This is a genomic window from Frondihabitans sucicola, assembly GCF_030296615.1.
In the GTDB taxonomy this organism is placed as follows: domain Bacteria; phylum Actinomycetota; class Actinomycetes; order Actinomycetales; family Microbacteriaceae; genus Frondihabitans; species Frondihabitans sucicola.
Genome location: NZ_AP027732.1, coordinates 242,551 through 266,160, shown reverse-complemented (window position 1 = coordinate 266,160; position 23,610 = coordinate 242,551). Strand labels below are relative to the sequence as shown.

At 69.7% G+C, this 23,610-nt stretch carries 23 protein-coding genes and 2 pseudogenes; 9 read left to right on the top strand and 16 right to left on the bottom strand.

Going from position 1 to position 23,610, the window contains the following annotated elements; translation table 11 throughout:
- Positions 1-9: 9 nt before the first annotated feature.
- The 5 genes and pseudogenes from QUE79_RS01390 to QUE79_RS01370 form a co-directional block, all read right to left on the bottom strand.
- Positions 10-912, bottom strand: a complete 903-nt coding sequence (locus QUE79_RS01390; RefSeq protein WP_286345089.1) for an endo alpha-1,4 polygalactosaminidase — start codon at positions 910-912, stop codon at positions 10-12.
- Positions 913-956: 44 nt separating this feature from the next.
- Positions 957-1,310, bottom strand: coding sequence for a hypothetical protein (locus tag QUE79_RS01385; RefSeq protein ID WP_286345088.1), 354 nt, complete (start codon positions 1,308-1,310; stop codon positions 957-959).
- A 213-nt stretch (positions 1,311-1,523) separates the two neighbouring features.
- Positions 1,524-2,878, bottom strand: a pseudogene (locus QUE79_RS01380) (MFS transporter).
- A complete protein-coding gene (locus QUE79_RS01375; protein WP_286345087.1) occupies positions 2,875-3,108 on the bottom strand; it encodes a helix-turn-helix domain-containing protein in 234 nt (77 codons plus the stop codon). Before QUE79_RS01375 ends, QUE79_RS01380 begins: the two are co-directional and overlap by 4 nt.
- On the bottom strand, positions 3,105-3,341 hold the full coding sequence (locus QUE79_RS01370) for a hypothetical protein (protein WP_286345086.1): 237 nt from the start codon (positions 3,339-3,341) through the stop codon (positions 3,105-3,107). Before QUE79_RS01370 ends, QUE79_RS01375 begins: the two co-directional genes overlap by 4 nt.
- Before the next feature lie 100 nt (positions 3,342-3,441).
- Here QUE79_RS01370 and QUE79_RS01365 point away from each other — a divergent pair, with 100 nt between their 5' ends.
- Both QUE79_RS01365 and QUE79_RS01360 read left to right on the top strand, forming a co-directional pair.
- Positions 3,442-4,194, top strand: a complete 753-nt coding sequence (locus QUE79_RS01365) for an SDR family NAD(P)-dependent oxidoreductase (protein ID WP_286345085.1) — start codon at positions 3,442-3,444, stop codon at positions 4,192-4,194.
- A gap of 203 nt (positions 4,195-4,397) precedes the next feature.
- Positions 4,398-5,075 carry a response regulator transcription factor gene (locus QUE79_RS01360; RefSeq protein ID WP_286346812.1) on the top strand — a complete coding sequence of 226 codons (678 nt, stop codon included), beginning with the start codon at positions 4,398-4,400 and terminating at the stop codon, positions 5,073-5,075.
- 411 nt (positions 5,076-5,486) lie between these two features.
- Here QUE79_RS01360 and QUE79_RS01355 read toward each other — a convergent pair whose 3' ends face one another.
- A complete protein-coding gene (locus QUE79_RS01355; protein WP_286345084.1) occupies positions 5,487-5,645 on the bottom strand; it encodes a hypothetical protein in 159 nt (52 codons plus the stop codon).
- Between the two features lie 192 nt (positions 5,646-5,837).
- Between QUE79_RS01355 and QUE79_RS01350 the strand changes: the two genes are divergently transcribed.
- The 5 genes from QUE79_RS01350 (at position 5,838) to lplAB (ending at position 10,428) form a co-directional block, all read left to right on the top strand.
- The gene (locus QUE79_RS01350; protein ID WP_286345083.1) at positions 5,838-6,410 is read left to right on the top strand and encodes a HAMP domain-containing protein; all 573 of its coding nucleotides are present in this window, start codon (positions 5,838-5,840) and stop codon (positions 6,408-6,410) included.
- A complete protein-coding gene (locus tag QUE79_RS01345; RefSeq protein WP_286345082.1) occupies positions 6,410-7,039 on the top strand; it encodes a sensor histidine kinase in 630 nt (209 codons plus the stop codon). Before QUE79_RS01350 ends, QUE79_RS01345 begins: the two co-directional genes overlap by 1 nt.
- 75 nt (positions 7,040-7,114) lie before the next feature.
- Positions 7,115-7,816 (top strand): hypothetical protein, encoded by a 702-nt coding sequence (locus tag QUE79_RS01340; RefSeq protein ID WP_286345081.1) that lies wholly within the window; start codon positions 7,115-7,117, stop codon positions 7,814-7,816.
- 597 nt (positions 7,817-8,413) lie between these two features.
- Positions 8,414-9,286: an alpha/beta fold hydrolase gene (locus tag QUE79_RS01335; protein WP_286345080.1), complete on the top strand. Its 873-nt coding sequence runs from the start codon at positions 8,414-8,416 to the stop codon at positions 9,284-9,286.
- 92 nt (positions 9,287-9,378) lie between these two features.
- Positions 9,379-10,428 carry a lipoate-protein ligase LplAB gene (gene lplAB, locus QUE79_RS01330; protein WP_286345079.1) on the top strand — a complete coding sequence of 350 codons (1,050 nt, stop codon included), beginning with the start codon at positions 9,379-9,381 and terminating at the stop codon, positions 10,426-10,428.
- 87 nt (positions 10,429-10,515) lie between these two features.
- Here lplAB and QUE79_RS01325 read toward each other — a convergent pair whose 3' ends face one another.
- Positions 10,516-10,800, bottom strand: coding sequence for a GNAT family N-acetyltransferase (locus QUE79_RS01325; RefSeq protein WP_286345078.1), 285 nt, complete (start codon positions 10,798-10,800; stop codon positions 10,516-10,518).
- Positions 10,801-10,858: 58 nt separating this feature from the next.
- Between QUE79_RS01325 and QUE79_RS01320 the strand changes: the two genes are divergently transcribed.
- Positions 10,859-11,707 carry a DNA-methyltransferase gene (locus QUE79_RS01320; protein WP_286345077.1) on the top strand — a complete coding sequence of 283 codons (849 nt, stop codon included), beginning with the start codon at positions 10,859-10,861 and terminating at the stop codon, positions 11,705-11,707.
- A 90-nt stretch (positions 11,708-11,797) separates the two neighbouring features.
- On the opposite strand, the gene QUE79_RS01315 is transcribed toward QUE79_RS01320, so the two are convergent.
- Together QUE79_RS01315 and QUE79_RS01310 are read right to left on the bottom strand one after the other, a co-directional pair.
- Positions 11,798-12,301 (bottom strand): flavin reductase family protein, encoded by a 504-nt coding sequence (locus QUE79_RS01315; protein WP_286345076.1) that lies wholly within the window; start codon positions 12,299-12,301, stop codon positions 11,798-11,800.
- 330 nt (positions 12,302-12,631) lie between these two features.
- Positions 12,632-14,422, bottom strand: coding sequence for an MDR family MFS transporter (locus QUE79_RS01310; protein WP_350271614.1), 1,791 nt, complete (start codon positions 14,420-14,422; stop codon positions 12,632-12,634).
- A gap of 338 nt (positions 14,423-14,760) precedes the next feature.
- Between QUE79_RS01310 and QUE79_RS01305 the strand changes: the two genes are divergently transcribed.
- Positions 14,761-15,678 carry an amidase domain-containing protein gene (locus QUE79_RS01305; RefSeq protein ID WP_286345074.1) on the top strand — a complete coding sequence of 306 codons (918 nt, stop codon included), beginning with the start codon at positions 14,761-14,763 and terminating at the stop codon, positions 15,676-15,678.
- A 187-nt stretch (positions 15,679-15,865) separates the two neighbouring features.
- Here QUE79_RS01305 and QUE79_RS01300 read toward each other — a convergent pair whose 3' ends face one another.
- The 7 genes and pseudogenes from QUE79_RS01300 to QUE79_RS01270 all read right to left on the bottom strand — a co-directional run bounded on the left by QUE79_RS01300 (position 15,866) and on the right by QUE79_RS01270 (position 23,593).
- Positions 15,866-16,648 carry a hypothetical protein gene (locus tag QUE79_RS01300; protein ID WP_286345073.1) on the bottom strand — a complete coding sequence of 261 codons (783 nt, stop codon included), beginning with the start codon at positions 16,646-16,648 and terminating at the stop codon, positions 15,866-15,868.
- The gene (locus QUE79_RS01295; RefSeq protein ID WP_286345072.1) at positions 16,645-17,976 is read right to left on the bottom strand and encodes a DUF58 domain-containing protein; all 1,332 of its coding nucleotides are present in this window, start codon (positions 17,974-17,976) and stop codon (positions 16,645-16,647) included. The genes QUE79_RS01300 and QUE79_RS01295 overlap by 4 nt, the downstream gene beginning before the upstream one ends.
- A pseudogene (locus QUE79_RS01290) lies at positions 17,973-19,069 on the bottom strand (AAA family ATPase). The gene QUE79_RS01295 and the pseudogene QUE79_RS01290 overlap by 4 nt, the downstream one beginning before the upstream one ends.
- The gene (locus QUE79_RS01285) at positions 19,066-19,566 is read right to left on the bottom strand and encodes a hypothetical protein (RefSeq protein WP_286345071.1); all 501 of its coding nucleotides are present in this window, start codon (positions 19,564-19,566) and stop codon (positions 19,066-19,068) included. Before QUE79_RS01285 ends, QUE79_RS01290 begins: the two are co-directional and overlap by 4 nt.
- Before the next feature lie 38 nt (positions 19,567-19,604).
- Positions 19,605-20,369, bottom strand: a complete 765-nt coding sequence (locus QUE79_RS01280) for a DUF4129 domain-containing protein (RefSeq protein WP_286345070.1) — start codon at positions 20,367-20,369, stop codon at positions 19,605-19,607.
- Between the two features lie 75 nt (positions 20,370-20,444).
- Positions 20,445-21,239 (bottom strand): ferritin family protein, encoded by a 795-nt coding sequence (locus QUE79_RS01275; protein WP_286345069.1) that lies wholly within the window; start codon positions 21,237-21,239, stop codon positions 20,445-20,447.
- 50 nt (positions 21,240-21,289) lie between these two features.
- Positions 21,290-23,593, bottom strand: coding sequence for an SDR family oxidoreductase (locus tag QUE79_RS01270; protein ID WP_286345068.1), 2,304 nt, complete (start codon positions 23,591-23,593; stop codon positions 21,290-21,292).
- Positions 23,594-23,610 lie beyond the last annotated feature (17 nt).

Genomic DNA, 23,610 nt, shown 5'->3' with positions numbered 1-23,610 from the left:
TCCGGCGGCTCAGCACGCCTCGTACACGTAGGCCTTGCTCTTCGGCGTCACCAGGTCGCGGTCGCGCAGGATCGTGAGGGCGGGCGTGGCCTTCCGCCCGCAGACCGTCGTGAACGAGCCCCTCAGGTCGTCGGTGTACTCGATGTCGTACACGAGCTTGCCGTAGACCTTCGTGAAGCTGCCGCACTCGGAATAGCGGTCGCACTCCTCGGTGGTGACGAAGTCGAAGCCGATGTCGTTCTTACCGCGTGACGCGAGCTCCGCGGTGTTCTTCTGCGATGCGGCCAGACCGTCGGCGTGCGCTCGGGCGACCAGCAGCTTCGCGAACGCGACGGCGTCGTCCAGCGTCAACGCCGCTTTCGACCTCGAGTAGGAGTCGAGGTTGTCGAACTCGACCGCCTTGAAGCCCTTGTCTCTGCACTCGGTGATGGTCGTGCCGATCCTGCTCGCCGCCTGGTCCCGCTTGGCGGCCGTCGAGGTGTCGATGAGGTGCTCGTCAGGCCAGCCCGGGTCGACCAGGGGAGCGCCGGAAGCGGTGTGCAGGATCAGCGATCCCGGCCACGCGACGCCGGGTTGCGTCTGGAACCCGTTCACGTAGCAGATCGAGTAGACGCCCTCGGCGGGCGCGTCCGTGCTGTCGCGGGTCACGACGGTCACGCCCTCGGGCGGGGTGTAGCCGCCACCGAGCTGATAGTCGAAGCGGCCCGTCGTCGGGGGAAGGGTGACGCCGTTCGCGTCGACCCGGCCGGCCGGGGCGGTGCTCGTGCTGCTCGCCGGGCCGCCGGTGGTGATGGTCGGGGCGCCGGTGTCGTTCGACTGGCTGCCGCCGTGGCTCGCCGGGCTGCAGCCGGCGAGCACGAGCAGCCCGGCGAGGGCGACGGTGAAGACGGTGGCTCCGCGCAGGGCTCTCATGGCAGCAGCCTAAAGGGGCGAGCTCAGGTGCCCGCGTTTCCGCCTCAGTGGGCGACGCTGTGGGAGGTGTCGGGTCGGGTCTCGGCGAGGCTCGCCGCCAAGCGGTAGCGCTCGGCCTCCTGTCGCCGGCTTCGAGCTTCGAGCTGGGCGTCGCGCAGATCCTGCTTGTCGATCCAGTAGTCGGCGAGGGTCGCGAGCAGCAGGATCAGCCCGGTCAGCAGAAGAGCGAGCCCGATCAGCAGAACCGCTGCGACGGTGAAATCGAGGTGGCCCGTTGCGATCCCGTGCTCGGTCCAGATCCCCTCCGAATTGAGGGTGGACGCGGCCCAGGCGGAGACGGAGACGCCGGCGACGACCGCGAATACCGCCGTGATCCCGGCTGCTGTTGACCTGCTCATGGTGCCGCTCCTTCGCGACGATCCGTTCGCTCGGAGGAGTCGGCGCTTCGCGGCCGACCATGACGTGAGCGTTCGTCATGGGAGCAATGTAGCCCGGGTCGTCGCCCTGCGGAACCCCGAGTCGGTCACGTTTCGGCCACCTCGTCACCGTCGGCGGCGGCGACAGCGATCCCCGTCGCTTCGAGGTGCTTCGCCGGGTGCTCCGCCGGACGCCTACTTGCGGGCGAGCGTCTCTTCGGCGGCCAGCTCGGTGGCGGCGACCTGGGCCTTCTGCGCCGCGCCGGGGAGCGGGATGAGGCCGGTGGGCGGGAGTCCGTCGCCGTCGTGACGCACGCGGAAGTGAAGGCCGTCGTCGTGCCGCAGGCGCAGGTGCTGCCGCCGGACGAGCCAGACGATCGCCACGGCTGCGGCCGCGAAACCGGCCGCCGAGCCCACGCCGATCGCCTCACGAGGCCCGAACGTGTTCGCGACCCAGCCGACGATCGGTGCGCCGATCGGAGTACCGCCGGTGAAGATCGCCATGTAGAGCGCCATCACGCGGCCGCGCATCTGCGGAGCGGCCCCGAGCTGGACGGTGCCGTTCGCGGTGGTCATCAAGGTGATCGACGAGAGGCCGACCGCCACCAGGACGGCTGCGAAGGTCCAGTAGGTGGGCATCACGGCGGCGACGGCACAGGTGACGCCGAAGGAGATCGAAGCGAGCACCAGGATCCGCATCCGCGGGCGCTCGCGCCGCGCCGACAACAGGGCGCCCGCGAGCGATCCGACCGCCACGGCGCTCGTCAGGAGCCCGAACCCGTCGGCGCCGACGCCGAACGCCTGGGTCGCCATGGTCGACGTGAAGATGGGGAAGTTCATGCCGAAGGTGCCGATGATGAAGATCATCACGAAGACGACCACGAGGTCGGGCCGCCCCTTGACGTAGCGGAACCCCTCCTTGATCTGACCCTTCGCGCGGGCGACCTTCGGCTTGAACTGGAGTTCGCTGACCCGGATGAACCTCAGTGAGGTGAGGACGGCGAGGAAGGAGGCGGCGTTGATCAGGAAGACCCAGCCCGACCCGACACCGGCGATGAGCACGCCCGCGACGGCCGGGCCGATCAGACGGGCGCCGTTGAACGACGCCGAGTTGAGCGACACCGCGTTCGACAGGTGCTCCGGTGGGACGAGCTCGGAGACGAAGCTCTGCCGGATCGGAGCGTCGATCGCCTGGACGATGCCGAGGAGCAGGGCGAAGCCCCAGACCATCCACAGCTGCACGACGCCGGTCACGACGAGCAGGCCCAGCGCGAGGCCGAGGGTGCCCAGCGCGCCCTGGGTGAGCATCAGCATCCTGCGCCGGTCGTAGCGGTCGGCGATCAGGCCGGTGATGGGGATCATCAGGATCGGGGGAGGAACTGGAGCGCCATCGTCACGCCGAGAGCCGTGGCGTTGTGGTTCGTGAGCTGTGTCAGGACGACCCAGTCTTGAGCGGTCGACTGCATCCATGTGCCGGTGTTGGAGACGAGGGCGCCTCCGAACCAGAGCCGGTAGTTCGGGACGGCGAGAGAACGGAAAGTGGCGCTCACGAGCGGGCCAGTTCTCGCAGGATCACGGTCGCCTCGGCAAGCGTGCGCCTCTCGTCGGCGCTCAGCCGGGCCAGGCGTGGAACGAGCCACTGATCGCGGCGTCGGCGCGTCTCGAGGACGAAGCTCGCCCCGTCGCGCGTCGTTCGGAGCACCACCTTGCGCTTGTCGTCGGCGTCGGTGCCGCGCTCGACGAAGCCGAGCTCGACGAGGGCGTTGACGGTGCGGTTCATGGACGGGGAGTGACCCCCTCGTGCTCGCTCAGGGCGCCGATCGTGAGCGGCTCGTTCTGCAGCAGGAACCCGAGCGCGGCCATCTGCGCGTCGCTCACGCCGGTGTCGGCCTTCTGCTGGCGCAGGCGTCGTGACAGCCGGAGGACGCCCTGCCGCACATCGGTGGCGAGTTGGGCGTGGGGAACGGTGCGGACGGCGCCTGTAGTGGTCGCGGGCTCTGTTGCGTTGGTCATTGATGCTTAGCCTAACAAATTAGCTTTGCTAACTAAATGATTTGGGCGTACTCTTCTTTTTAGACAACAACTGTTGATTAAAGAAAGCTGCAGGAACACCATGAGCACGTTCGAAGGCAAGGTCGCGATCGTCACCGGCGGAGGCTCCGGGATCGGCGAGGGAATCTCGAAGGCGCTCGCCGCCGAAGGCGCCTCGGTCGTCGTGACCGACATCAAGCTCGACGCCGCCCAACGGGTCGTCGACGAGATCGTCGCCGCAGGCGGCACCGCCGCGGCGTTCTCCGGCAACACCGCCGTCGCCGCCGACAGCGACAAGGCCGTCTCGTTCGCCGTGTCGACCTACGGCGCCCTGCACCTCGCCGTCAACAACGCCGGCATCGGCGCTCCGGCCTCCGACATCGGCGATTACGAGATCGCCGCGTGGGATCGCGTCGTCGGCGTCGACCTCAGCGGCGTCTTCTACGGCCTCCGCTACCAGCTGCCCGCCATCGTCGCCGCGGGCGGCGGCGCCATCGTCAACATGAGCTCGGTGCTCGGTTCCGTCGGCATCGCGCAGAACGCCGCCTACGTGGCCTCCAAGCACGCGCTCGTCGGCCTCACCAAGGTCGCGGCGCTCGAATACACGGCCAAGGGCGTGCGCACCAACGCCGTCGGGCCCGGCTTCATCGACACGCCGCTCGTCCGCTCCTCCATGTCCGCCGACCAGCTGACCGCCCTCGAGGGGCAGCACGCCTCCGGGCGTCTCGGCACCGACGCGGAGGTCGCCGCGCTGGTGCTGTTCCTCCTCAGCGACGAGGCGTCGTTCATCACCGGCTCGTACCACCTCGTCGACGGCGGCTACTCGGCTCGCTAGGGCGCTGGCCTGCTGCTGCTCGGTGCTGCCTTGCTGCTGCCTTGCTGCTTGCCGGCGCCTTGGTGCCTTGGTCGGGCGCAACGTGCCGCTCATCGTCCCGATGGGCGGCATTGTGCGCACCATCGACGGGTTTTCCAGCCGCTTCAGCCCAGCTTCAGCGCCCAACCGCCATGATGGGCGCACGACAGCAGGTGGGAGGCAGCGTGCGAGTGCTCGTGGTCGAAGACAACGCCGGTTTCGCCGAGGGCCTCCGGCTCGGGCTCGAGGCCGAGGGCATTGCTGTCGATCACGCCGCCAACGGCCCCGACGGCCTCTGGCACACCCAAGAGAACGAGTACGACGCAGTCATCCTCGACATCATGCTGCCGGGGTTGAGCGGCTACAGCGTGTGCCGCTCCATGCGCGAGGCCGGCAACTGGACCCCTGTCATCATGCTCACCGCCAAAGACGGTGAATGGGACGAAGTCGAGGGCCTCGACACCGGCGCCGACGACTACCTCACCAAGCCGTTCTCGTTCGCGGTCCTGCTCGCTCGGCTCCGCGCTCTCGTCCGTCGCGGCGCTCGTGAACGACCGACCGTCCTCACCGCAGGCGATCTCCGTCTCGATCCTGCCTCCCGAAAAGTGTGGCGCGGCGACGTCTTCATCGAGCTGACCACTCGCGAGTACACCGTCCTCGAGTTCCTGCTGCGTAACGCGGGTGTCGTCGTGACCAAACGTCAGATGCTCGACGACATCTGGAACACCGACTTCGAAGGCGACCCCAACATCGTCGAGGTCTACGTCCGGCACCTGCGCAACAAGCTCGACCGCCCGTTCGGCCGAGACTCCATCGAAACCGTGCGCGGCGCGGGCTACCGGTTGGCGGCCGACGGTGGGTGACGAGGGGCGCCCGTCGTCGCGGTTTCGACCCCGCCGCGCTTCGTTGAGGCTCAGGATCACGCTCGCTGCGATCGCCATCGTCGGCATCACCCTGGTCGGTGCTTCGGCCGTGTTCGCAACGGTCCAGCGGATCGTGCTCGAACAGGGCATCCGCTCGACGGCCACCTCCGACGCGGAGCGCGTGCTCGCTCGTCTCGAGACGGGGGCGGCTCCCGACGCGGCGGCCGCAGTCGACGACTCGCTCGAAGACGGTTTCGTCGTCGTCGCCTCCGCGTCGACGGGGGTCGTGCTCGCCATCTCGGGCGATCCCGATTCCGTGCGGCTCTACCAGGCCTCCGCGCCCTCGCCGCAGAGCGGCACTCTCGTGCTCGACGGTCAGCGGTACCTCGTCTCGTCCTCCGATGCCACCGATCAGTCGACGCCCGCGCCCACTGTCACCATCACGCCCCCGGCCGACGACTCCGACGACCGCCGCGGGTCGTCCGGTTCGACCTCCGGCTCGACTTCGGGCGGCCGGTCGGGGGTGCCGAGCAGCGAGCCGGACGACTCCGCATCGGGAGGCTCGGGCAAGAGCTCGGGTGGTTCGGGATCCGGGGAGCCGGGTCCGGCTCCGACGACTCGACGTCGGGTGGCTCGGGCTCCGGCTCCGGCTCGGGCTCCGGTTCTGGCGATTCCGGTTCCGGTGGTTCGGGCAAGAGCTCCGGAGGTTCGGGCGACGGCGGCTCCGACGATGCGCTCTCTTTCCTTCGGCCGTCCTGGTGGGTGCCTTCGGCCGACCCCGACCGCTCAGGCCTCTCCGCGGGCGCGGTCGACCGGTCCGCGGCTGTCGGGTCCGCCGGGGACACGCCGTCATCTGGTCCTTCCGCCGCCGGTGAGGCCGCCGCGGGCCGGTCCACCGGTGGCTCGACCTCGGCTGGCCCGGCGGCAGCCGGTGCGACGCCCGCGGGTGCGTCCGTTGCTCCGGCGGCCGCCGACTCGCCGACAGCGCAGTACCTCGTCCTGGCAGCGCGATCGACCGCCGGCGCCGAGGCGACCGAGCGCGCGACGATCACCACGCTCGCCGTCGTGATCCCGATCCTGCTTCTCGTCATGGCCGCGACCACCTGGTCGGTCGTCGGTCGAGCCCTGCGGCCGGTCGAGCGGATGCGGCGCGAGGTGGCCGGGATCACCGCCTCTCAGCTCCAGACGCGACTCCCCGATCCGGGCGGGGCCGACGAGATCTCGAGACTCGCCTCGACCCTCAACGACATGCTCGACCGTCTCGACTCGTCGGCCACCGCGCAGCGCAGGTTCGTGTCCGACGCCTCCCACGAGCTCCGATCCCCCTCGCCGTGATGCGGCAGCACGCCGAGGTCGCCATGTCGTACCCCGAGCAACTGCCGCCGGGCCAGCTCGCCGATACGGTCCTCACCGAGGGCGGTCGACTCGCCGAGCTCGTGAGCGCCATGCTTCTCCTGGCGCGCGCCGACGAGGGGGCACTGGCCGGAGTCGTCCACGCCGTCGACCTCGACGACCTCGTGCTGGCCGAGGCGGCTCGCCTGAGAGCATCGGGGCAGCTGGTCGTCGAGTCGTCCGGCGTCTCCGCCGCTCGCCTGCGGGGCGATCCCGGGTTGCTGTCGCAGGTCGTCCGAAACCTCGCCGACAATGCGGCCCGGCATGCCGCCGGCACGGTCCGCTTCGAGCTGCACGACGAGGGCACTCGAGTCGTCCTCGCGGTCGAAGACGACGGCGCCGGCATCGAGCCGGACGAGCGCGAGCGCGTCTTCGAGCGTTTCGTTCGGCTCGACGAGGCTCGGGCGCGCGAGTCGGGCGGCAGCGGGCTGGGCCTCGCGATCGTACGCGGCATCGTGTCGGGCCACGGCGGAACCGTCCGAGTCACGAGTGGTGAGCTGTCCGGCGCGCGCTTCGAGGTGATCCTGCCGGTTCGCGATCTACCGGCCGTCGACCGGGCCGACGCCACCTGAACAGATCTTCAGATCGCTTCAGGATCACTTCAGCGCCGCCCTGTGAAAGTGACCTCACCCAACAAGGAGGTCACCATGAACAAGCTCCGCATCTTCTCCCGTCCCGTCGAACCTCACGCCGACGGCGCATCGGCCGAGTCCGGCTCCGCGCCGTCGCGTCCCGTTCTCGCCCGCCCCTCGACGTGGATCGTCGGCGGCGCTGCCGCCGCGGCTCTCGTCCTCGGCGGTACCGGCGTCGCCTTCGCCTCGCAGGGCGCCGACGACACCGCGCCCCACGCCTCGGCCAGCTCGACCCCGTCCTCATCCGCCGCGCCGCGCATCGACGACCACGGCCACCACGGCGCCGGCGAGACCGTCCACCACCACCGCGGCTCCGGCTCCCGTTCCCCTTCCCGTTCGGGCGACGACCGGTCCCACCACGCCGTGACCGCGGTCGTGGCCCCCTTCGCCACCCCGTCCTCCGCCAGCGCGGCTTCCTCCAGTGCGGCTTCCTCCGTGCGTACCGACGACCACGGCATTCACGCCGCCGGCACGGACGACCACGGAGTACATGCGCCCGGCACGGACGACCACGGCCACCACGCGCCTGGCGCCGACGACCACGGCGTACACGCCCCTGGTACCGACGACCACGGTCACCACGGCTCGGCGTCCAGCGGTCGCGGCGACGACGGCGCGCACCACTCGGGCTCCGGTCGCCACGGCGGCGACGCCGGCGTCGACGACCACGGCGGTGATCGCTCTGGTACTTCTGGCGGCCACGGCTCCGACGACTAGCCTCTGCCCCGCTTCCGATCCAGCAGCGCTGCTCGGCCTCCGTCGGGTGGCGCTGCTGTGCGCCCTCCCGCTCGGCCAGTTGGCCGGCCGAAGTGCGATCTCGCGGCGGGCGCGCGGAGCGCACGGCTCTGCCGCGGCGCCGACGGCCGCCCCGCCGCACGCTACCGCGTCGCCTGCGGTCGCCGCCCCGCCCGCCGCGACGTCGGCGGCCGACACGCCACCCTGCCGCAGCGCGGGTGAAGCCGCCCCGTCGCGCCGCGCCGCGTTGCGCCCCGCCCCGTCAGGCGGGGCGCCGGTTGGCTCGAGTGCGACCTCGCGACCGCCTCCCGGCGTCGTCGCGCACAGCCAAGCCGTGGGGCCCAGTCCGCGGGCCGCGAGATGGCCGGTTCTGTCGGGTGGGACGCGCCGACCCGACAGAACCGGCCATCTCGCGACCGGGGCCGGCGCTCTGGGCGGCCGAACTCGCGGACGAGCGCCAGGACGGGGCCGCGCACCGCACCCACCCCACCCCACCCACCCCACCCCACCCACCCCACCCACGCCACCCCACCCCACGCCAACCCCAACCCACCACCAAAGGGGTGACAGACTGGCGCCGTGCCTACCTTCGAGACCGCCCGCGGCGACTACGAGTTCGTCGACGGCCACGGCGTCACGATCCACTACTACGCGTGGAAGGCCGCCAAGCCTCGCGCCGTCGTGCAGATCGCGCACGGCGTCGGCGAGTACGCGCTCCGGTACGAGGAGCTGGCTCAGAATCTGGTGCGGTCCGGCTACTCGGTGTACGCCGACGATCACCGGGGGCACGGGCGCACCGGCGTGGGGCAGTGGGGTGAAGGCAGCGGGCAGCTCGGGCACCTGGGTGCCGGTGGGCTCCGCGCCACGATGGCCGCGATCCGGCACCTGACGACGATCGTCCGCGAGGAGAACGACGGGGTACCCGTGATCCTGCTCGGCCACTCGTGGGGTTCGCTCATGGCCCAGATCATCGTCGACGACCACGCCGGCGACTTCGACGGGCTTGTGCTGACCGGTACGGCGTACCGGACTCCGACGAGTATGAACGGCGGCGACCTGAACAAGCGCCACGCGCACCTCGGGAGCACGGGGTTCGAGTGGCTCAGCCGGGATCCTGCCGTCGCCGCGGCGATGGCGGTCGACCCGCTCGTGGTCGAGGCCAGCGTGCTGAAACTGTTCGGGCTGCGCGACGCCCTGCGCCTCTACGGGCGCCCGGCCAAGCAGCTCGAGCGCGACCTGCCGCTGCTCATCCAGGTGGGCAGCGACGACCCGCTGGGCGGCACGAAGAGCGCCGAGAGGCTGGCGGACGCCTACCTGAATCGCAGCCACCTGAGCGACGTCGAACTCATCGTGTACGACGGAGCCCGGCACGAGGTGTTCAACGAGACCAACCGCGACGAAGTCACCGCCGACCTCGTCGACTGGCTCGGGCAGCGATTTCCGGCGGCGTAGTCCAGCCGCCGCGCGACCAGCGCGTCACGGTTTCCAACGGCGTCGTGCCGCACCGAGACACGACCGTCGGACCCCGGTCGTAGGCTTGCCCCATGCACGGTGAGTACAAGGTCCCCGGCGGCAAGCTCGTCGTGGTCGACCTCGATGTCAAAGACGGCACGATCACGGGTTTCCGCCTCGCGGGCGACTTCTTCCTCGAACCGGACGACGCCCTCGAGGCCATCGATCGCGCGGTCAACGGGCTCGACGCCGCTTCCGACACGTCCACCATCGTCGACGCCGTCAAGCGTGGTCTGCCCGAGGGCACCACGATGCTCGGCGTCACCGCGGAGGCTATCGCCGTCGCCATCCGCCGCAGCCTGAGCCGCGCGACCGATTGGCGCGACTACGACTGGCAGATCATCCACGACGGTCCCGTTTCGCCAAATGTGCACCTCGCGCTCGATCAGGTGCTCACCGAAGAGGTCGGCGCCGGTCGCCGTGGCCCGACGCTCCGCTTCTGGGAGTGGAACGAACCCGCCGTCGTCATCGGCAGCTTCCAGTCGCTCAAGAACGAAGTCGACCCCGAGAACGCCGAGAAGTACGGCTTCCAGGTCGTCCGGCGAATCTCCGGCGGCGGCGCCATGTTCATGGACGCCGACTCGATCGTCACCTACTCGCTGTACGCCCCCGGCGACCTCGTCCAGGGCATGAGCTTCGCCGACTCGTACGCCTACCTCGACGAGTGGGTCATCACCGGCCTGCGCTCGCTCGGCATCGACGCGTTCTACCAGCCGCTCAACGACATCACGAGCGCCAAGGGCAAGATCGGCGGGGCCGCGCAGAAGCGGCTCGGCAACGGCGCCCTCCTCCACCACGCGACCATGAGCTACGACATGGACGGCGAGAAGATGGTCCAGGTGCTCCGCATCGGCCGCGAGAAGATGAGCGACAAGGGCACCACGTCGGCGGCCAAGCGCGTCGACCCGCTCCGTTCGCAGACGGGGCTTCCGCGGGCCGAGGTCATCGAGCGCTTGAAGCAGACGTTCGCGGGCCTCTACGGGGCGACCGAGGGTCACGTCACGGCCGACGAGCTCGCGCAGGCCGAAGAGCTCGTGCGCACCAAGTTCGCGACGCCGGAGTGGCTCGCACGCGTTCCGTGATCCTGCGCCCCCGGTTTTCACAGCGAGAGCAAGGTCAGGGGTCGCGCCTGCTCCCGAGAAGGCGTCGCGTCGACGCCACCCGGCGGCTCAGCGCCGCGTGAGCTCTTCGTACTCGGCGTGCTTCTCGACGAAGTGCTCGACGTACGAGCAGGCCGGGATCACCCGTCGCTGCGACGTCGCGCGGACGTCGTCGAGGGCGTACTGCACCAGGATCGCGGCGTAGCCCTTGCCCTGCTCTTTGGGGTCGACCTCGGTGTGGGTGAAGGCGATCTCGTTGCCGGTGATCTCGTAGACGGCGAAGCCCACGGGGCGGTCGTCTTCGAGGATCGTGTACTGCTTCTGGGCCTCATCGTTACGGACTTCGACGGTCATGGCAGCACCCTACGCTCGCGTGGTCCGGCCAACCCGAAAGGACGACCAGAATAGGAGCATGCCCGCGCTCTGGACCCCCGACTCCGACGACCGCGTGGCCCACGGCGAGAACCTCGAGATCCTGCCGACCCTGCCGGACGGCGCGTTCACCGTCGTCTACCTCGACCCGCCGTTCAACACCGGCCGCAGCCAGACTCGGCACGAGACGCATTCCGTTCGCGGGACGCGCACGGGCGCCGTGGCCGGCTTCAAAGGCATCCAGTACGAGCGGATCCGCGGCGACCTCATGAAGTACGACGACCGGTTCGACGACTACTGGTCGTTCCTCGAACCGCGTCTCGCCGAGGCCTGGCGACTGCTGGCCGAAGACGGCACGCTGTACCTCCACCTCGACTACCGCGAGGCGCATTACGCGAAGGTGCTGCTCGACGCGCTGTTCGGGCGCGCGTCGTTCCTGAACGAGATCATCTGGGCCTACGACTACGGCGCCAAGAGCCGCAGCCACTGGCCGACGAAGCACGACACGATCCTCGTCTACGTGAAAGATCCGGCGAAGTACCACTTCGATTCGGCGGCCGTCGATCGGGAGCCCTACATGGCGCCGGGGCTCGTCACGCCCGAGAAGGCCGCGCGCGGAAAACTGCCGACCGACGTCTGGTGGCACACGATCGTGTCGCCGACGGGCCGCGAGAAGACCGGCTACCCCACCCAGAAACCCGAGGGCGTGCTGCGCAGGATCGTGCAGGCGTCGAGTCGCGAGGGCGACTGGGTCCTCGATTTCTTCGCAGGATCCGGCACCACCGGCGCCGTTGCCAGAGCTCTCGGGCGCCGCTTCGTGCTGGTCGACTCGAACCCCGAGGCCATCGCCGTCATGCGTGGCCGCCTCCCCGGCGCGGAGTTCGTCTAGGCCCGGGCCTCTGCGCCGCAAGACGTTTTGTGGACAATTCAACCGGCCGCGGCCGGTTGAATTGTCCACAAAACGTGTTGCGGCAGGGGGTTACGCCGTCTTCAGGAGCTGCTTGAAGGCGCTGCCGTGGAAGACGAGCGGCTCGAGCGACGCGTCGGCGAACAGACCGGTGACCTCGAGCAGGATCAGCGTGTGGTCGCCGGCAGGGTATTCCGCGTAGGCCTTCGTCTCGAGCCAGACCGGAGACCCGTGCACGAAGAGGGCGCCGCCCTCGCTGGTCTCGAGTTCGAGGTTCTCGAACCGCGTGGTCTTGTCTTTCGCCGCGATCTGGCGGGCGGTCTGACCGTGGGTCTCGCCGAGGACGGAGATGCCGATGCGCTCGGCGCGCTTCAGAGTGGGCCACGTGCTGGACGTGTTCTGGACGGAGAAGAGCACGAGCGGCGGTTCCATGGAGACGCCCACGGTGAAGGAGGAGGCGACCAGCCCCTCACGGACTCCATCGACTTCGGCGGCCAGCGCCACGACGCCGGACGGGAAGTACGAGAACGTGGTTCGCAGAAGCTGCGAGTCGGGGGAGTACGGGGTCAAAGCCATGATCGGGGTGTCCTTCGCCTACGAGATGCTTCCATCGTGACACTCGATTGTTGAATCCCGATTGCGCCGTTCATGAAAAGTCCTTGTGTTTCACCGACAGCGGACGGGGCCACGTGCGCGGAGCGAACAAGCCCGGAAAATCGCGCCCCACGGGGCTTATCGCCACACCTGTCGTCGAACTCCCCAGTGCTCGGTTCGTTCATCACGCCGGAGGAGGGGCGGGCTCTCGAGGTCCGTGGGCTCCGGGGCGGGGGTGCCGGCCGACGCGGGAACGCCGTCGGCCCGGTCGCACTCCACGAGGGAGCGCGACCGGGCCGACCCGAGGCACCGCTACTTCTCCGGCGTCGGAGTGCCGGTGGAGTCGTCGCGCGTGATGACACGGATGCTGCCCGTGTCGGGAGAGACCGGTGAGCCCATCGTGTTGGCGGCGGCCTGGGCGGCCAGCGCTGCACGCTGGGTCTCGGCGTCGTTCGCGGCGGCGGCCGTGGCATCCTGGTGGGCCTGTTCGTCCATCGCGGACCGCGTGCGGAGCGGTGCGGGGCGGAGGAAGAAGCTCAGGATGAAGGCCACGACGACCACCGAGAGGGCGATCGTGAAGACGGTGACCGTCGCGTTCGCGAAGCCGTCGAGGAACGGCGCCTTGAGGGCGAGCGTCGCCTTGTTCAAGAACGAGGTGTCGCCGTTGAGCGCGTTTCCGAGGGCTGAGGCATTGCCCGATTTGACCTCCTGCAGGAGCTTCAGGATGCCGGAGTTGTTCGGATCGGCGAGCACCTTGGGATCGGCCGTCGCCTTCGCGAGGTTGGCGGCGAGCGTCTTGTCCTTGAAGCCGTTCGGGATGGTCGTCGCGAGCCGCGAGAAGAGCACCGAGAACAGCACTGCGGTCCCCAGCGTTCCACCGATCTGACGGAAGAACGTCGACGACGAGGTGGCGACACCGATGTCGCGCGGGCCGACCGAGTTCTGCGACGCCAGGGTCAGCGTCTGCATCAGCTGGCCCAGGCCGAGACCGACGAGGACCATGCCGATCGAGAGGTACCACCAGGGCTTGTCGTACGAGACCTGCGTGAACCAGGCGAAGCCCAGGATCATGAAACCGGTTCCGATCGGCGGGAACATCTTGTACTTGCCGGTGCGGGAGATGATCTGGCCGGAGGCGATCGAGGAGATCATCAGGCCCAGGATCATCGGGAGCATCTGGAAGCCGGACTCGGTGGGCGTCGAGCCGTTGACGAGCTGGAGGTAGAGCGGGACGGTCAGCAGGGCACCGAACATTCCGAAGCCGACCAGCACGCCCAGGATGGTGGCCATCGAGAAGGTGCGGCTCTTGAAGAGCTTGAGCGGGATCAGCGCCGCGTCGCCCATCATGCGCTCGGCGATGATGAAGCCGATGACGCCGAGACCGCCGATGACGTAGCAGAGCCAGGCGTTGAGCGAGCCCCAGCCCCAGGTGCGGCCCTGCTCGGCGACCAGCAGCAGCGGGGCGGCGGCGACGATGACCATGATGGCGCCCCACCAGTCGATGCGGATGTTGTCTTTCCGCTTCTGACCGGGGATATGCAGGAAGATGCCGACGATCACGAGCGCGATGACGCCGATCGGGACGTTGAGCAGGAACACCCAGCGCCAGCCGGTGATGAACAGGATCTGGTCGGCGCCGGCGAAGAGGCCGCCGATCAGCGGGCCGATGACGCTCGAGATGCCGAAGACGGCGAGGAAGTAGCCCTGGTACTTGGCGCGCTGGCGGGGAGCGAGGATGTCGCCCATGATCGTCAGCGGCAGGGCCATGAGGCCACCGGCGCCGAGGCCCTGCAGACCGCGGAAGGCGGCGAGCATGTACATCGACGTCGAGAACGACGCTGCGGCGGATCCGACCAGGAAGATCACGATCGCGATGATGAACAGCGGCCGGCGTCCGAACAGGTCGGACAGCTTGCCGTAGATCGGCGTCGCGATGGTGGAGCAGATCAGGTAGGCCGTGGTGACCCAGGCCTGGTGGTCGAGGCCGTGGAGATCGTCGCCGATCGTGCGGATCGCCGTGCCGACGATGGTCTGATCGAGCGAGGACAGGAACATTCCTGCCATGAGGCCGAAGATGACGAACAGGATCTGCCTGTGAGTCATGAGGCCCTGCTGCTCGACGGGTGCCGTTTCTGGACCGGCGGTTGCTACCCGGGACATCTGTATCTCTCTGTCTGTGTAGTGGTGTGACGCCTCGAGAGGCGGACGGTGGCGACCAGTTCGTGGCGCCGAGCCGGAAGCGTTGTCAGAGCTTCCGGTGGTCGACTCCGTGCGGTGGCGGCGGAGGGGACGCTACAGATTGTTGCGTGCGGTGCAAATTTACACGACTGTCACGGCATTTCCTAGACGGGCCGGTTCCGGATCTGGCGAGCCGGGATTCACCGTCGTTCGGAAGTGCTCCTGCTAATCTTGCGCCCGTCGGAAGAGCGGGGTTTCACTGCATGAAGAAAAGCTTGGTCGGGGTCGTCTCCGTCGCGATCGTCACGACCGCGCTTCTGGCGGGCTGCACCGCGGGTGGCGGCGGCGCCACCGCCCCGGCCACCCTGGGCGAGGCATCCCCGCTCAAATCGAGTTCTCCCGGTGGCTCCGGTACTCCCGCAGCTGCCGCCGTCGCATCCGTCAGCCCCGCCTCCGGCTCCCTGGTCAGCGGCGAGAAGGCCACCATCACCGGGACCTCTCTCACCGGCGTCGACAAGGTGACCTTCAACGGGGTGGCCGCCACCGACGTCGCCGTGGTCAACGCCCGCACGGTGACCGCCGTCGTCCCGGCCGCCGTCGACTACCAGCCGTCCGCCGGAGCCGTCGCCGTCTTCAAGGGGTCCGCGCAGGTGCCCGGTTCGGCGCTCACGTACACCTGGTCGACCCAGACGGGCGTCGACCGCGAGATGCAGTACGCGTTCGCGCACTGGAACGCGACCACCTACAACGCGTCGTACATCAACTTCAACGCGGTCGGCGGCGACTGCCAGAACTTCGTCAGCCAGTCTCTCCTCGCGCGAGGGCTCAAGCAGACCGACTCCTGGTACTACAACTCGTCCGGATCCCACAGCGAATCGTGGGGATACGCGCCGGCCTTCGACACCCTCCTCAAGTCGACGCCGTCGCTCGGCTTCACGCCCCTCGACAGCACGCAGCGCTCCCAGCTCTCGGTCGGCGACCTCGCCTACTTCGACTGGAACGACAACGGGGTCCCGGATCACGTGATGATCGTCTCTCGCGTCGCCAGCGTCGACGGTCAGACCAAGGTGTCGCTCGTCGGCCACAACCTCGACTACGACTACCGCGACCTCGACACCACCATCACGAAAGATCACCCGGGCGCGAAGGTGTGGTTCTACAAGGTGCCTGCTTCGCTCTAAGGGGTGGGGGCCCGAGACCTGGTGCGGCCTGGTCCGACGTTCGGGCCGCGCCGAGGGCCGTGCGTGGCCTGGATCTCGCGAGCTGCGGCGGCGGGTTCCGTGAAGGCCGCGGGCGGCCTCGTGCGTCGCGCGCCGTGCAGCTCACGAGACCAGACCTCGCACGACCTCCGGCCACGGGGCAGATGCCCTAGCGGGCAGGGCGCAGCAGCGCAGGCACCAGGACGACCAGCGCCAGCGCGAGGGCTGCTGCGGCGCCGACGATGCCGAGCCAGACGGCGCCGGCACCCGGACCGGCCCCGCCAGCGGGCGCGACGAACGTCACGACGACGAACGACACCGCCTGGGCGACGACCTGCACGGCGAGGTAGCGGAGGAGCGGAGCCCGGAGCAGGGTGAGTTGGACGTGCGCGCGCAGCGGAAGCCACGCGGAGAGCGAACCCACCACGAGCAGCAGGTGTACGGCAGCGAGCAGGAGGACGAAGCGGCCCGTGTAACCGTCGAAGCCGTCGATGACGAGGGCGGCCGCGAGGAGAACCGACAGGATCGCGGCGAACGGCCCCCGCGGAACGGCGGCGGCTCCGAGAACGAGGAGCAGGGCGATGACCAGCCAGCCGCTGAGCCCGATGACGAACCACGAAGCGGCGAGCCCGACGCACGCGGTCAGGGTGGTCAGCAGCGCGGCCGGGACGGTCGGCCCGATGACAGGGAAGCCCTGGGCGCGCCCGAAGCGTCGGCTCGTCGTGCGGCTGCCCGTGGCACTGCCGCCCGAGCCGCCGCCACGGGACGCGATCGGGCCTCCTGCCGCGCCGCCGCCTGCCGTGCCAGCGCCTGCAGTGCCGCCGCCTGCCGCGCCGCCGCCTGCCGTGCCGGCGCCTGCCGTGCCGGCGCCTGCCGTGCCGGCGCCTGCCGCGCCGCCGCCTGCCGCGCCAGCGCCTGCCGCGCCGCCGCCGCGACGGCCCGCCGCACTCACCGGTACCTCCGTGGGCGGCTCAGCATTCGCAGTTGCACGGCCGGCACGGCGCCCCCGTCGGCCGACTGCCAGCGGACACGTTCGACGCCGGACGCGGTCATCCCGTCGAGGCGGTCGGTCCGTTCGAGCATCAACAGGCGGAAAGCGGTCTGCTCCTCGCGGGTGGCGTGTTCGAGGCTCGGCTCGGGTAGGACGTCGACCGCGATCACCCGGTGGCCGGTGGACGCCCAGGTGACGGCCATCGTGGCGGCCTGCTCGTCGAGGAAGGTCGACAGGACGACCACGAGGGAGGACGCGGGGACGAGCGGAGTGCGTACCGACCGCACCGGTTCTCCGGTCGGCGCGGTGGTCGCGATCGTCGACTGGAGGCGATCGAGGTGGCGGCTGCCGCCTCCCGGCTCCACCGAGCGGGCGGTGCCTGCCAGATCGCGGAGCCCCACTCGGTCGCCCGCGGCGAGGTAGGCGCTGGCGAGCGAGGAAGCCGCCTCCCGGGCAAGGTCGAGGGAGGTGGACGTGGTGACGCTGCCCTTCGCGCCGGCCCAGCGTGTGACGTCGGCGCCGACCTCGTCGCGGTCGTCGATCACCAGGACGACGATGGCGTCGGCGGTCGCGAAGCTCCGACGAACGTAGAGTTCTCCGGGCCGCTGTGCTCTGCGCGCGGTGGCCTTCCAGTCGATCCGGCGCAGGCGGTCGCCCGGCGCGAAGAGGGCGACGTCGCGGAATTCGCCTCCGTCGCCGGGCGTCGCCGAACCGTGCGCGCCGGTGATTCCGACGACGCGGTGAGGCATCGGCAGGCTCGCCATGCGAAGACGGGGCGCGGGGATGAGGCGCGCACTGCTCGGCCCCTCGTCGGGAGTGGTGAGCGCGTCGCCGGCGGCACCGAGGAGCGAGTAGTGAACGGCGATGATCTCTTGCGGCCCCGAGTGAGTGATGGGAATCGTGCCTCGCAGGCGAGCGGCGCTCGACCGATCGACGGCGAACCGATGTTCGTGGTCGTCGGCCGCGACCAGCAGGACGGCGACCCCCTCGACACTGTCGGGCAGTGAGAAGGCGATCTCGTACCCGACACCACTGCCGTCGCGGTCGGGAGTGAGACGCGTCGTCGCGATCACCGGGGCTCCGCGTCGGGGCCGACGATCGACGCCGAGCGCGACGGTCAAGAACAGCGGAAGAGCGAGGAGAGCGAAGGCAGGATGCGAGGTGACGAGCGCCAGCCCCGCGAGAAGCACGGCGGCGGACGCCCCGTAGGCCACCGGAGGAGTGACCGACCAGCGCGGCGCGAGGGTCGTCGTGTCTCCGCGCGGAGCGGCCGGCTCGGTATCGCTCACCGGGACCCCTGTGCCGGACCTGTGCCGGCGCCAGAGCCCGCTGCAGGACCTGTGCCGGCAGCCGTGCCGGCGCTCGACCCTTCGGCACCGGCAGGTTCGCGCAGGCCGACGGCGGGAGGCCCGGCCACCTGGCCGACGATGCCGCCGATGACGGCTGCGGCATCGACCCCGTTCGCCCAGGCCTGGGGCGTGAGCGAGATGCGATGCGCCAGGACGGGGACGGCAGCGGCCTTGATGTCTTCGGGGGCGACGAAGTCGCGGCCGTCCATCACGGCTCGAGCGCGACCGACGAGCATCAGGCCCTGAGCCCCGCGCGGGGAGGCGCCCACCTGGACGTCGCGGTGTCCGCGGGTGGCCGTGACCAGGTCGACGCAGTAGAGGGCGATGTCGGGATCGACGTGCACGCTCTCGACGGTCGCCTGCATGGCCAGGAGGATCTGGGGGTGATGACCGGCGAGACGGCCCCGACCTCGCGGCGTCGGTCGACCCGGTTGAGGAGGACCTGCTGTTCGCTCTGGCGGCTCGGGTAGCCCACGGCGAGCCGGACCATGAAACGGTCGAGCTGCGCTTCGGGCAGCGCGTAGGTGCCCTCGTACTCGATCGGGTTGGAGGTCGCGATCACGTGGAAGGGCGACGGGAGCGGGAAGCTCTGCCCTTCGACGGTGACCTGCCCCTCGGCCATCGCCTCGAGGAGCGCCGACTGGGTCTTCGGGGAGGTGCGGTTGATCTCGTCGGCGAGGAACAGCCCGGTGAAGACGGGACCCGGGCGGAAGACGAACTCGGAGGTGGCCGGCGCGTACAGGAACGACCCGGTGATGTCGGCCGGGAGGAGGTCGGGCGTGCACTGCAGGCGCCGGAAGTCGAGCCCCGATGCCTGCGCCAGGCTGCGCGCGGCCAGCGTCTTCCCGAGGCCTGGGACGTCTTCGAACAGCACGTGGCCACCTGCCAGGATGCTGGCCAGGGCGAGCTCGAGGGGGCGCCGCATGTCGACGACGAGGTTGCCGACCTCGTCGAGGATGCGCCGGCTGAGGTCGGACACCTCGGCGATGCTGAGCGCGCTGGACGGGGTGGTGGCGGGCGAGGTGGTGGTCACGAGGGCCTCTCGGTGGGGGCTCCGAGCGCTTCGAGCGCCCCGAGCAGACGGGTGAACGACACGAGGTCGAGGTTGGAGTGCCGGGGCGTCAAGAGGACGCGCACGACGCCGGGCGCGAGAAGTCGTTCGATCTCGTCGCGGTTGGCAGGGTCGTAGAGGTCGAGACCGTAGAGGAACAGCAGTCGGTGCCTGGCAGCCTCGCGGGCGCGGGCCAGCGTCTTCTCGTGCACACCGCCGCGGGTCTTCATCGACCAGCTCAGCGTCTCGACGTCGCGCCGGGCGCCGGGCGAGCGGTGCGCCGGCTTCGTGGGCCACTCGACCGCGTCGGCCTCCTGGACGGCGATCCAGGTGCTGCCGACCGCTGCGACGGCCACGGCGACGAGGACGGCCCCCGGGACGGCCAGGCCGAAGTACCAGACGATGCCACCGATGACCGCGGCCGCGATCAGGACGAGGACGAGGAGTCGGCGAAGCGGCGGTTGGAGAAGACGCAGCACGGGCCGGAGGGGCCGCGGGCGTGGTGTCGGCAGGCCGCTCACGGGGTGCCTCCGTCGGCGGACGGCTCGGCGGACTCCCAGTGGGCCTGGAGGATCTCGAGAGCGCCGCGGGCGGCGGCGACATCGGCCGAGGTCGCCCGAGCATCGCCGAAGCGCACGGCGAGGTACAGACGCCGGAGTGTCGACAGGGCGACCGGATCGACCTCGACGCGCCGCAGGATCCTGCTCGTGAACTCTGTCGGTGTCTCGGAGTCGGCGCGTTGGAAGCCGGCGTCTTCGGCCGCTTCTTGGAGGCCGAGCCACGCCTCGATGATGGCGTCGGCCGGAGAGCGATCGCCGTCGAGAGCCGCCAGCGCCCGTCTCAGGCCTCGCCGGAGATAGGGCAGGCTCGTCTCGACCGACGGGTCGTCGGGCAGGTCGAGAAGCACGGGGAGGCCCTCGAGAGGGGCTGCGACACCCTCGACGCGGTCGCGTCGGCGGCGGATCAGCCAGCGGACGACGAAGAAGAGGACGGCCGCCAGCGCCAGCCCGGCGATCAGGAGGACGAGCCAGGTGAGGTTCGGGTAGTCGTGCGCCGTCGGAGCCGGTGGTGGCGTCTGACTGGCGACGGGCTGGGGCGAGTTGCTCTGGACGATCGGCCTGGGCGTGGTCGTGATGCCGGGGAACCAGCGCGGGCCGCTGAATCGGAGGGAGCCTCCCACGGCCGCCCCGACCGCGATGAGCACGGCCAAGGCCCCACCGATGAGCACGGCGACCGGCGCGCGGCGCGTGCGCTGCTCGGTGTCTGTGCCCGTGGGATCCATGGCTTCGACGCTACCGGAAGCGGGCTGAGCGCCGAGGCGTTCTCCACAGGCCCGGGCGGCCTTCCACAGCCTGGGTCAGGCGGCCACTCCAAGGCCGTCGAGGGCCTTCTCGAAGATCGTGAGGCCCTTCATTCCCGGCAGGCTGGCGATGTTGTTGTCGAGCTTCTTCATCTCTTTGCGGCCTTCGACACCCGACATGATCTGCCCGAACACGAACTGGACGTCTTCGCGCTCCATGATGCTGGAGCCGACCGGTGCCCAGAACTTCGACAGCAGCAGGCGCGTGAGCTTCTGCGCGCGCTTGCTCTTCTCGAGGCGGGCACGGGCCTGCGAGACGTAGAACGCGACGTGCCGCGCCTCTTGCCTGGCGATGCGCCGCAGCAGCTCGCCGAGCACGGGGTCGGTCTCGAGGTCGGCCATGCGTTTGTAGGCGCTGACGGCCGACCACTCGTTCGCTGCGCCCCATGACATGTGCACGGCCACGAAGTCGCTGCCGACGATCTTGCCCAGCATCGACTGCTTGATCGGGTCGAGCCGGTCGCGCCAGCCGAGCTTGAGGCGGGAGGCGCGCAGGGCGTCGTAGTCGACCGTGATGCCGTGGACCTCGAGGACCGCTCCGAGTGCTTCACCGTGCCAGAACTCTTCGCGGTTCCACATGGTCATGAAGGTCGAGATGTCGCCCTCCTTGTGCGAGGGCGTCGTCAGGAGGTCGCGGGTGTAGCAGACGGTGTGGTACTCGACGTCGGCCATGTACCGCAGGGTGCGCAGCGTGTCGGCCGACAGGGGCTGCTCGCGGAAGTGGTCGAGATCGAGGTCGTCCCAGCCGAGGCGCTCAGAGGTCGCGGCGTACTTGTCGATGTCGAATGCCATTACATGTCGGAAGAAGAATATGATTCTTCTTCCACTCCCTTCGGGGTTGTCTACTCGCCGACGCGTGTTGCGTTGCTCACGTACTTCGAGGTTAGCTCGTACGGCCCGCGCTTCCAATCACGGATTCTCCATTTTCTTCGGAGCGCTTCCCGCGAGAGATTGGCGTCGGGGTTCACCGCGCTCGGATTTCCCAGCAATTCCAGCCACACGAGGTCGGCGTGACTGTCACCGTAGCCGTACGAAGCTGAGAGATCGAAGCCGTTGGTCTCGGCGTACTGGGTGAGCCACGCTGCCCTGGCCTCGTCGACCAGCGGCGGCTGGGCGAGATAGCCGGTGAAGATGCCGTTCCGGGCATGCATGGTGCCGGCGACGACTTCGTCGAAGAGTCCGGCGAGGGGAGCGGTCAGTGCGCCGATCGATCCGGTGACCAGGATCGTGCGGTGGCCCGCCGCCCGGTGCGCCGCGATCCGCTCGAGCGCCGACGGCATCGTGTGGCGCAGCATCGTCTGCGCGAAGCCGCGCGCCACGACCTCGTCGAGGCGGGCGACCGGCATGCCCTCGTACCGGCGGAGGAACGCCCGGATGAACTCTCCCCGGTCTCGCTGCTCGGCGCGGAGATAGCCCGGCAGCGACGTCAGCAGGCTCGCGACCTCACCCGGCCAGGCCGCCTTGCCGAAGCCCGCGCCGCGAACCCAGAGGTACTGCTCGACGATGTTGGAGTCGACGACGGTGCCCTCGAGATCGAACACGGCGACGACGTCGCTGCGTTCGGGCAGCTCGGACTCCTTGCGGGTCGACGAGGTCGGTCGGACGCTGAAAGCGCGCGTCATCGTCGTGATCGCCGGGAAGTGGACGCCCTGGAAGTAGTCCTCCCACTGGATGTCGGTCACGTCGAAGCCGATGTCGGCGACGACCTCGGCCGGTTGCGTGGCGACGAGGGCGTCCTGCAGCGCTCGTGTCCTCCGGTCGTCGAAGATGATCTCCGACTGGATGTAGTGCCGGTACAGGTCGGTCAGGCTCTGCAACGACTCGAGGTCGCCCCGGCGCTGGTCGACGTCGGCGAGTGCCTGCCGGGTGCGATCCGTCGACGGGAGCCGGATGAGCACCTTCTCACGGGTGTCGTTGATGCGCGTGCGCAGGCGCACCGCGCGCTCGACCTTGCGACCGCCGGGGAACTGCCAGTCGGCGGCGGCGATCGACCCGCTGTCGGGTGTGGGCACGGGGTGGGCCGTGAAGAACGCGCTCAGATTGGAGAACATCCGGTGGATCGGCAGCGGGTTGCTGGCTCCCGAGCTCACGTGGAAGTACTGCGCCGCGAGGGTCGCCGGCGGCGCCGGATTGGCAGCGACGAGCAGGATCACGTTCACGACGAAGTCGACGGGAATCACGTCCAGGACGCTGTCCGGAACTCCGGGGAACTCCGGCAGCATGCCGCGGCCGTACGCCATGATCAGCGGATCGGCGACCTTGAAGCCGTCGATCCAGCCCGGGTACGGGTGACGGAGCGCGCTCTCGACGATCGCCGGGCGCACGAAGGACAGCCGGTGGCCGGCAGCGGCCCACATCTGCTCGCCCGCCCGCTCGGCGAACGCCTTCGTCAGGGTGTAGACGTCGGTCCAGCCGAGGCTCTCGGCGCGCATCCTGCCGTGGTCGACGAGCTTCGCCTTGACCCACGTCATGCGGGCGGCCTCGGCCTCGCGCGAGACGGCGAGCGGCCCCTCCTTACCGTGCTTGGCGCGCGCTTCGGCCATGAAGCGACGCAGCACCTCGGGCTGTCGGGATGACAGCTCGACCCGGGAGCGGGCGGCGCGGGCGGCCTCGAACTCGGCTCGCCAGTCGACATCGTGGGTGAGGGCCGCTTCGGGGAAGACGCCCTTGCGGAGACCGCCGACGTACGCGGTGGAGACGTGGACGACGTGCGGTGAGGTGCCGGTGGCGAGGAGGGCCTCGTAGAGCCCGACGGCGCCGCCGACGTTGGTCTCGAAGGCCTGGTCGATCGGCGGGTCGAAGGAGACGCTCGACGCCGAATGGATCACCACGTCGAGGTCGGTCGGGAGGTCCGGCACCGAGTCGAGCCCACCTTCGAGCACGCGGAGTCGCGTGGTGAGCGCTGTCTCGACGGCGTCGTCGCCGACCCGCTCGCGCCACGACTTGAAGACGGGCTTGCGCAGGAGGTGACGCAGGCGGTCGATGCCCGAGGTGCTCCCCTTCGTGCGGATGAGGAGCGACACGGTCGTGCCCGGGTGGGAGGCGAGGAGGCGCTCGAGGATGGCCTGCCCGACGAACCCGGTGCCGCCGGTGAGGAGGACGTGCGAGGTCCCGAGATCGATGGTGAGGTCGCCGAGATCGGTCACGGGTCGTCCTTTCTGTC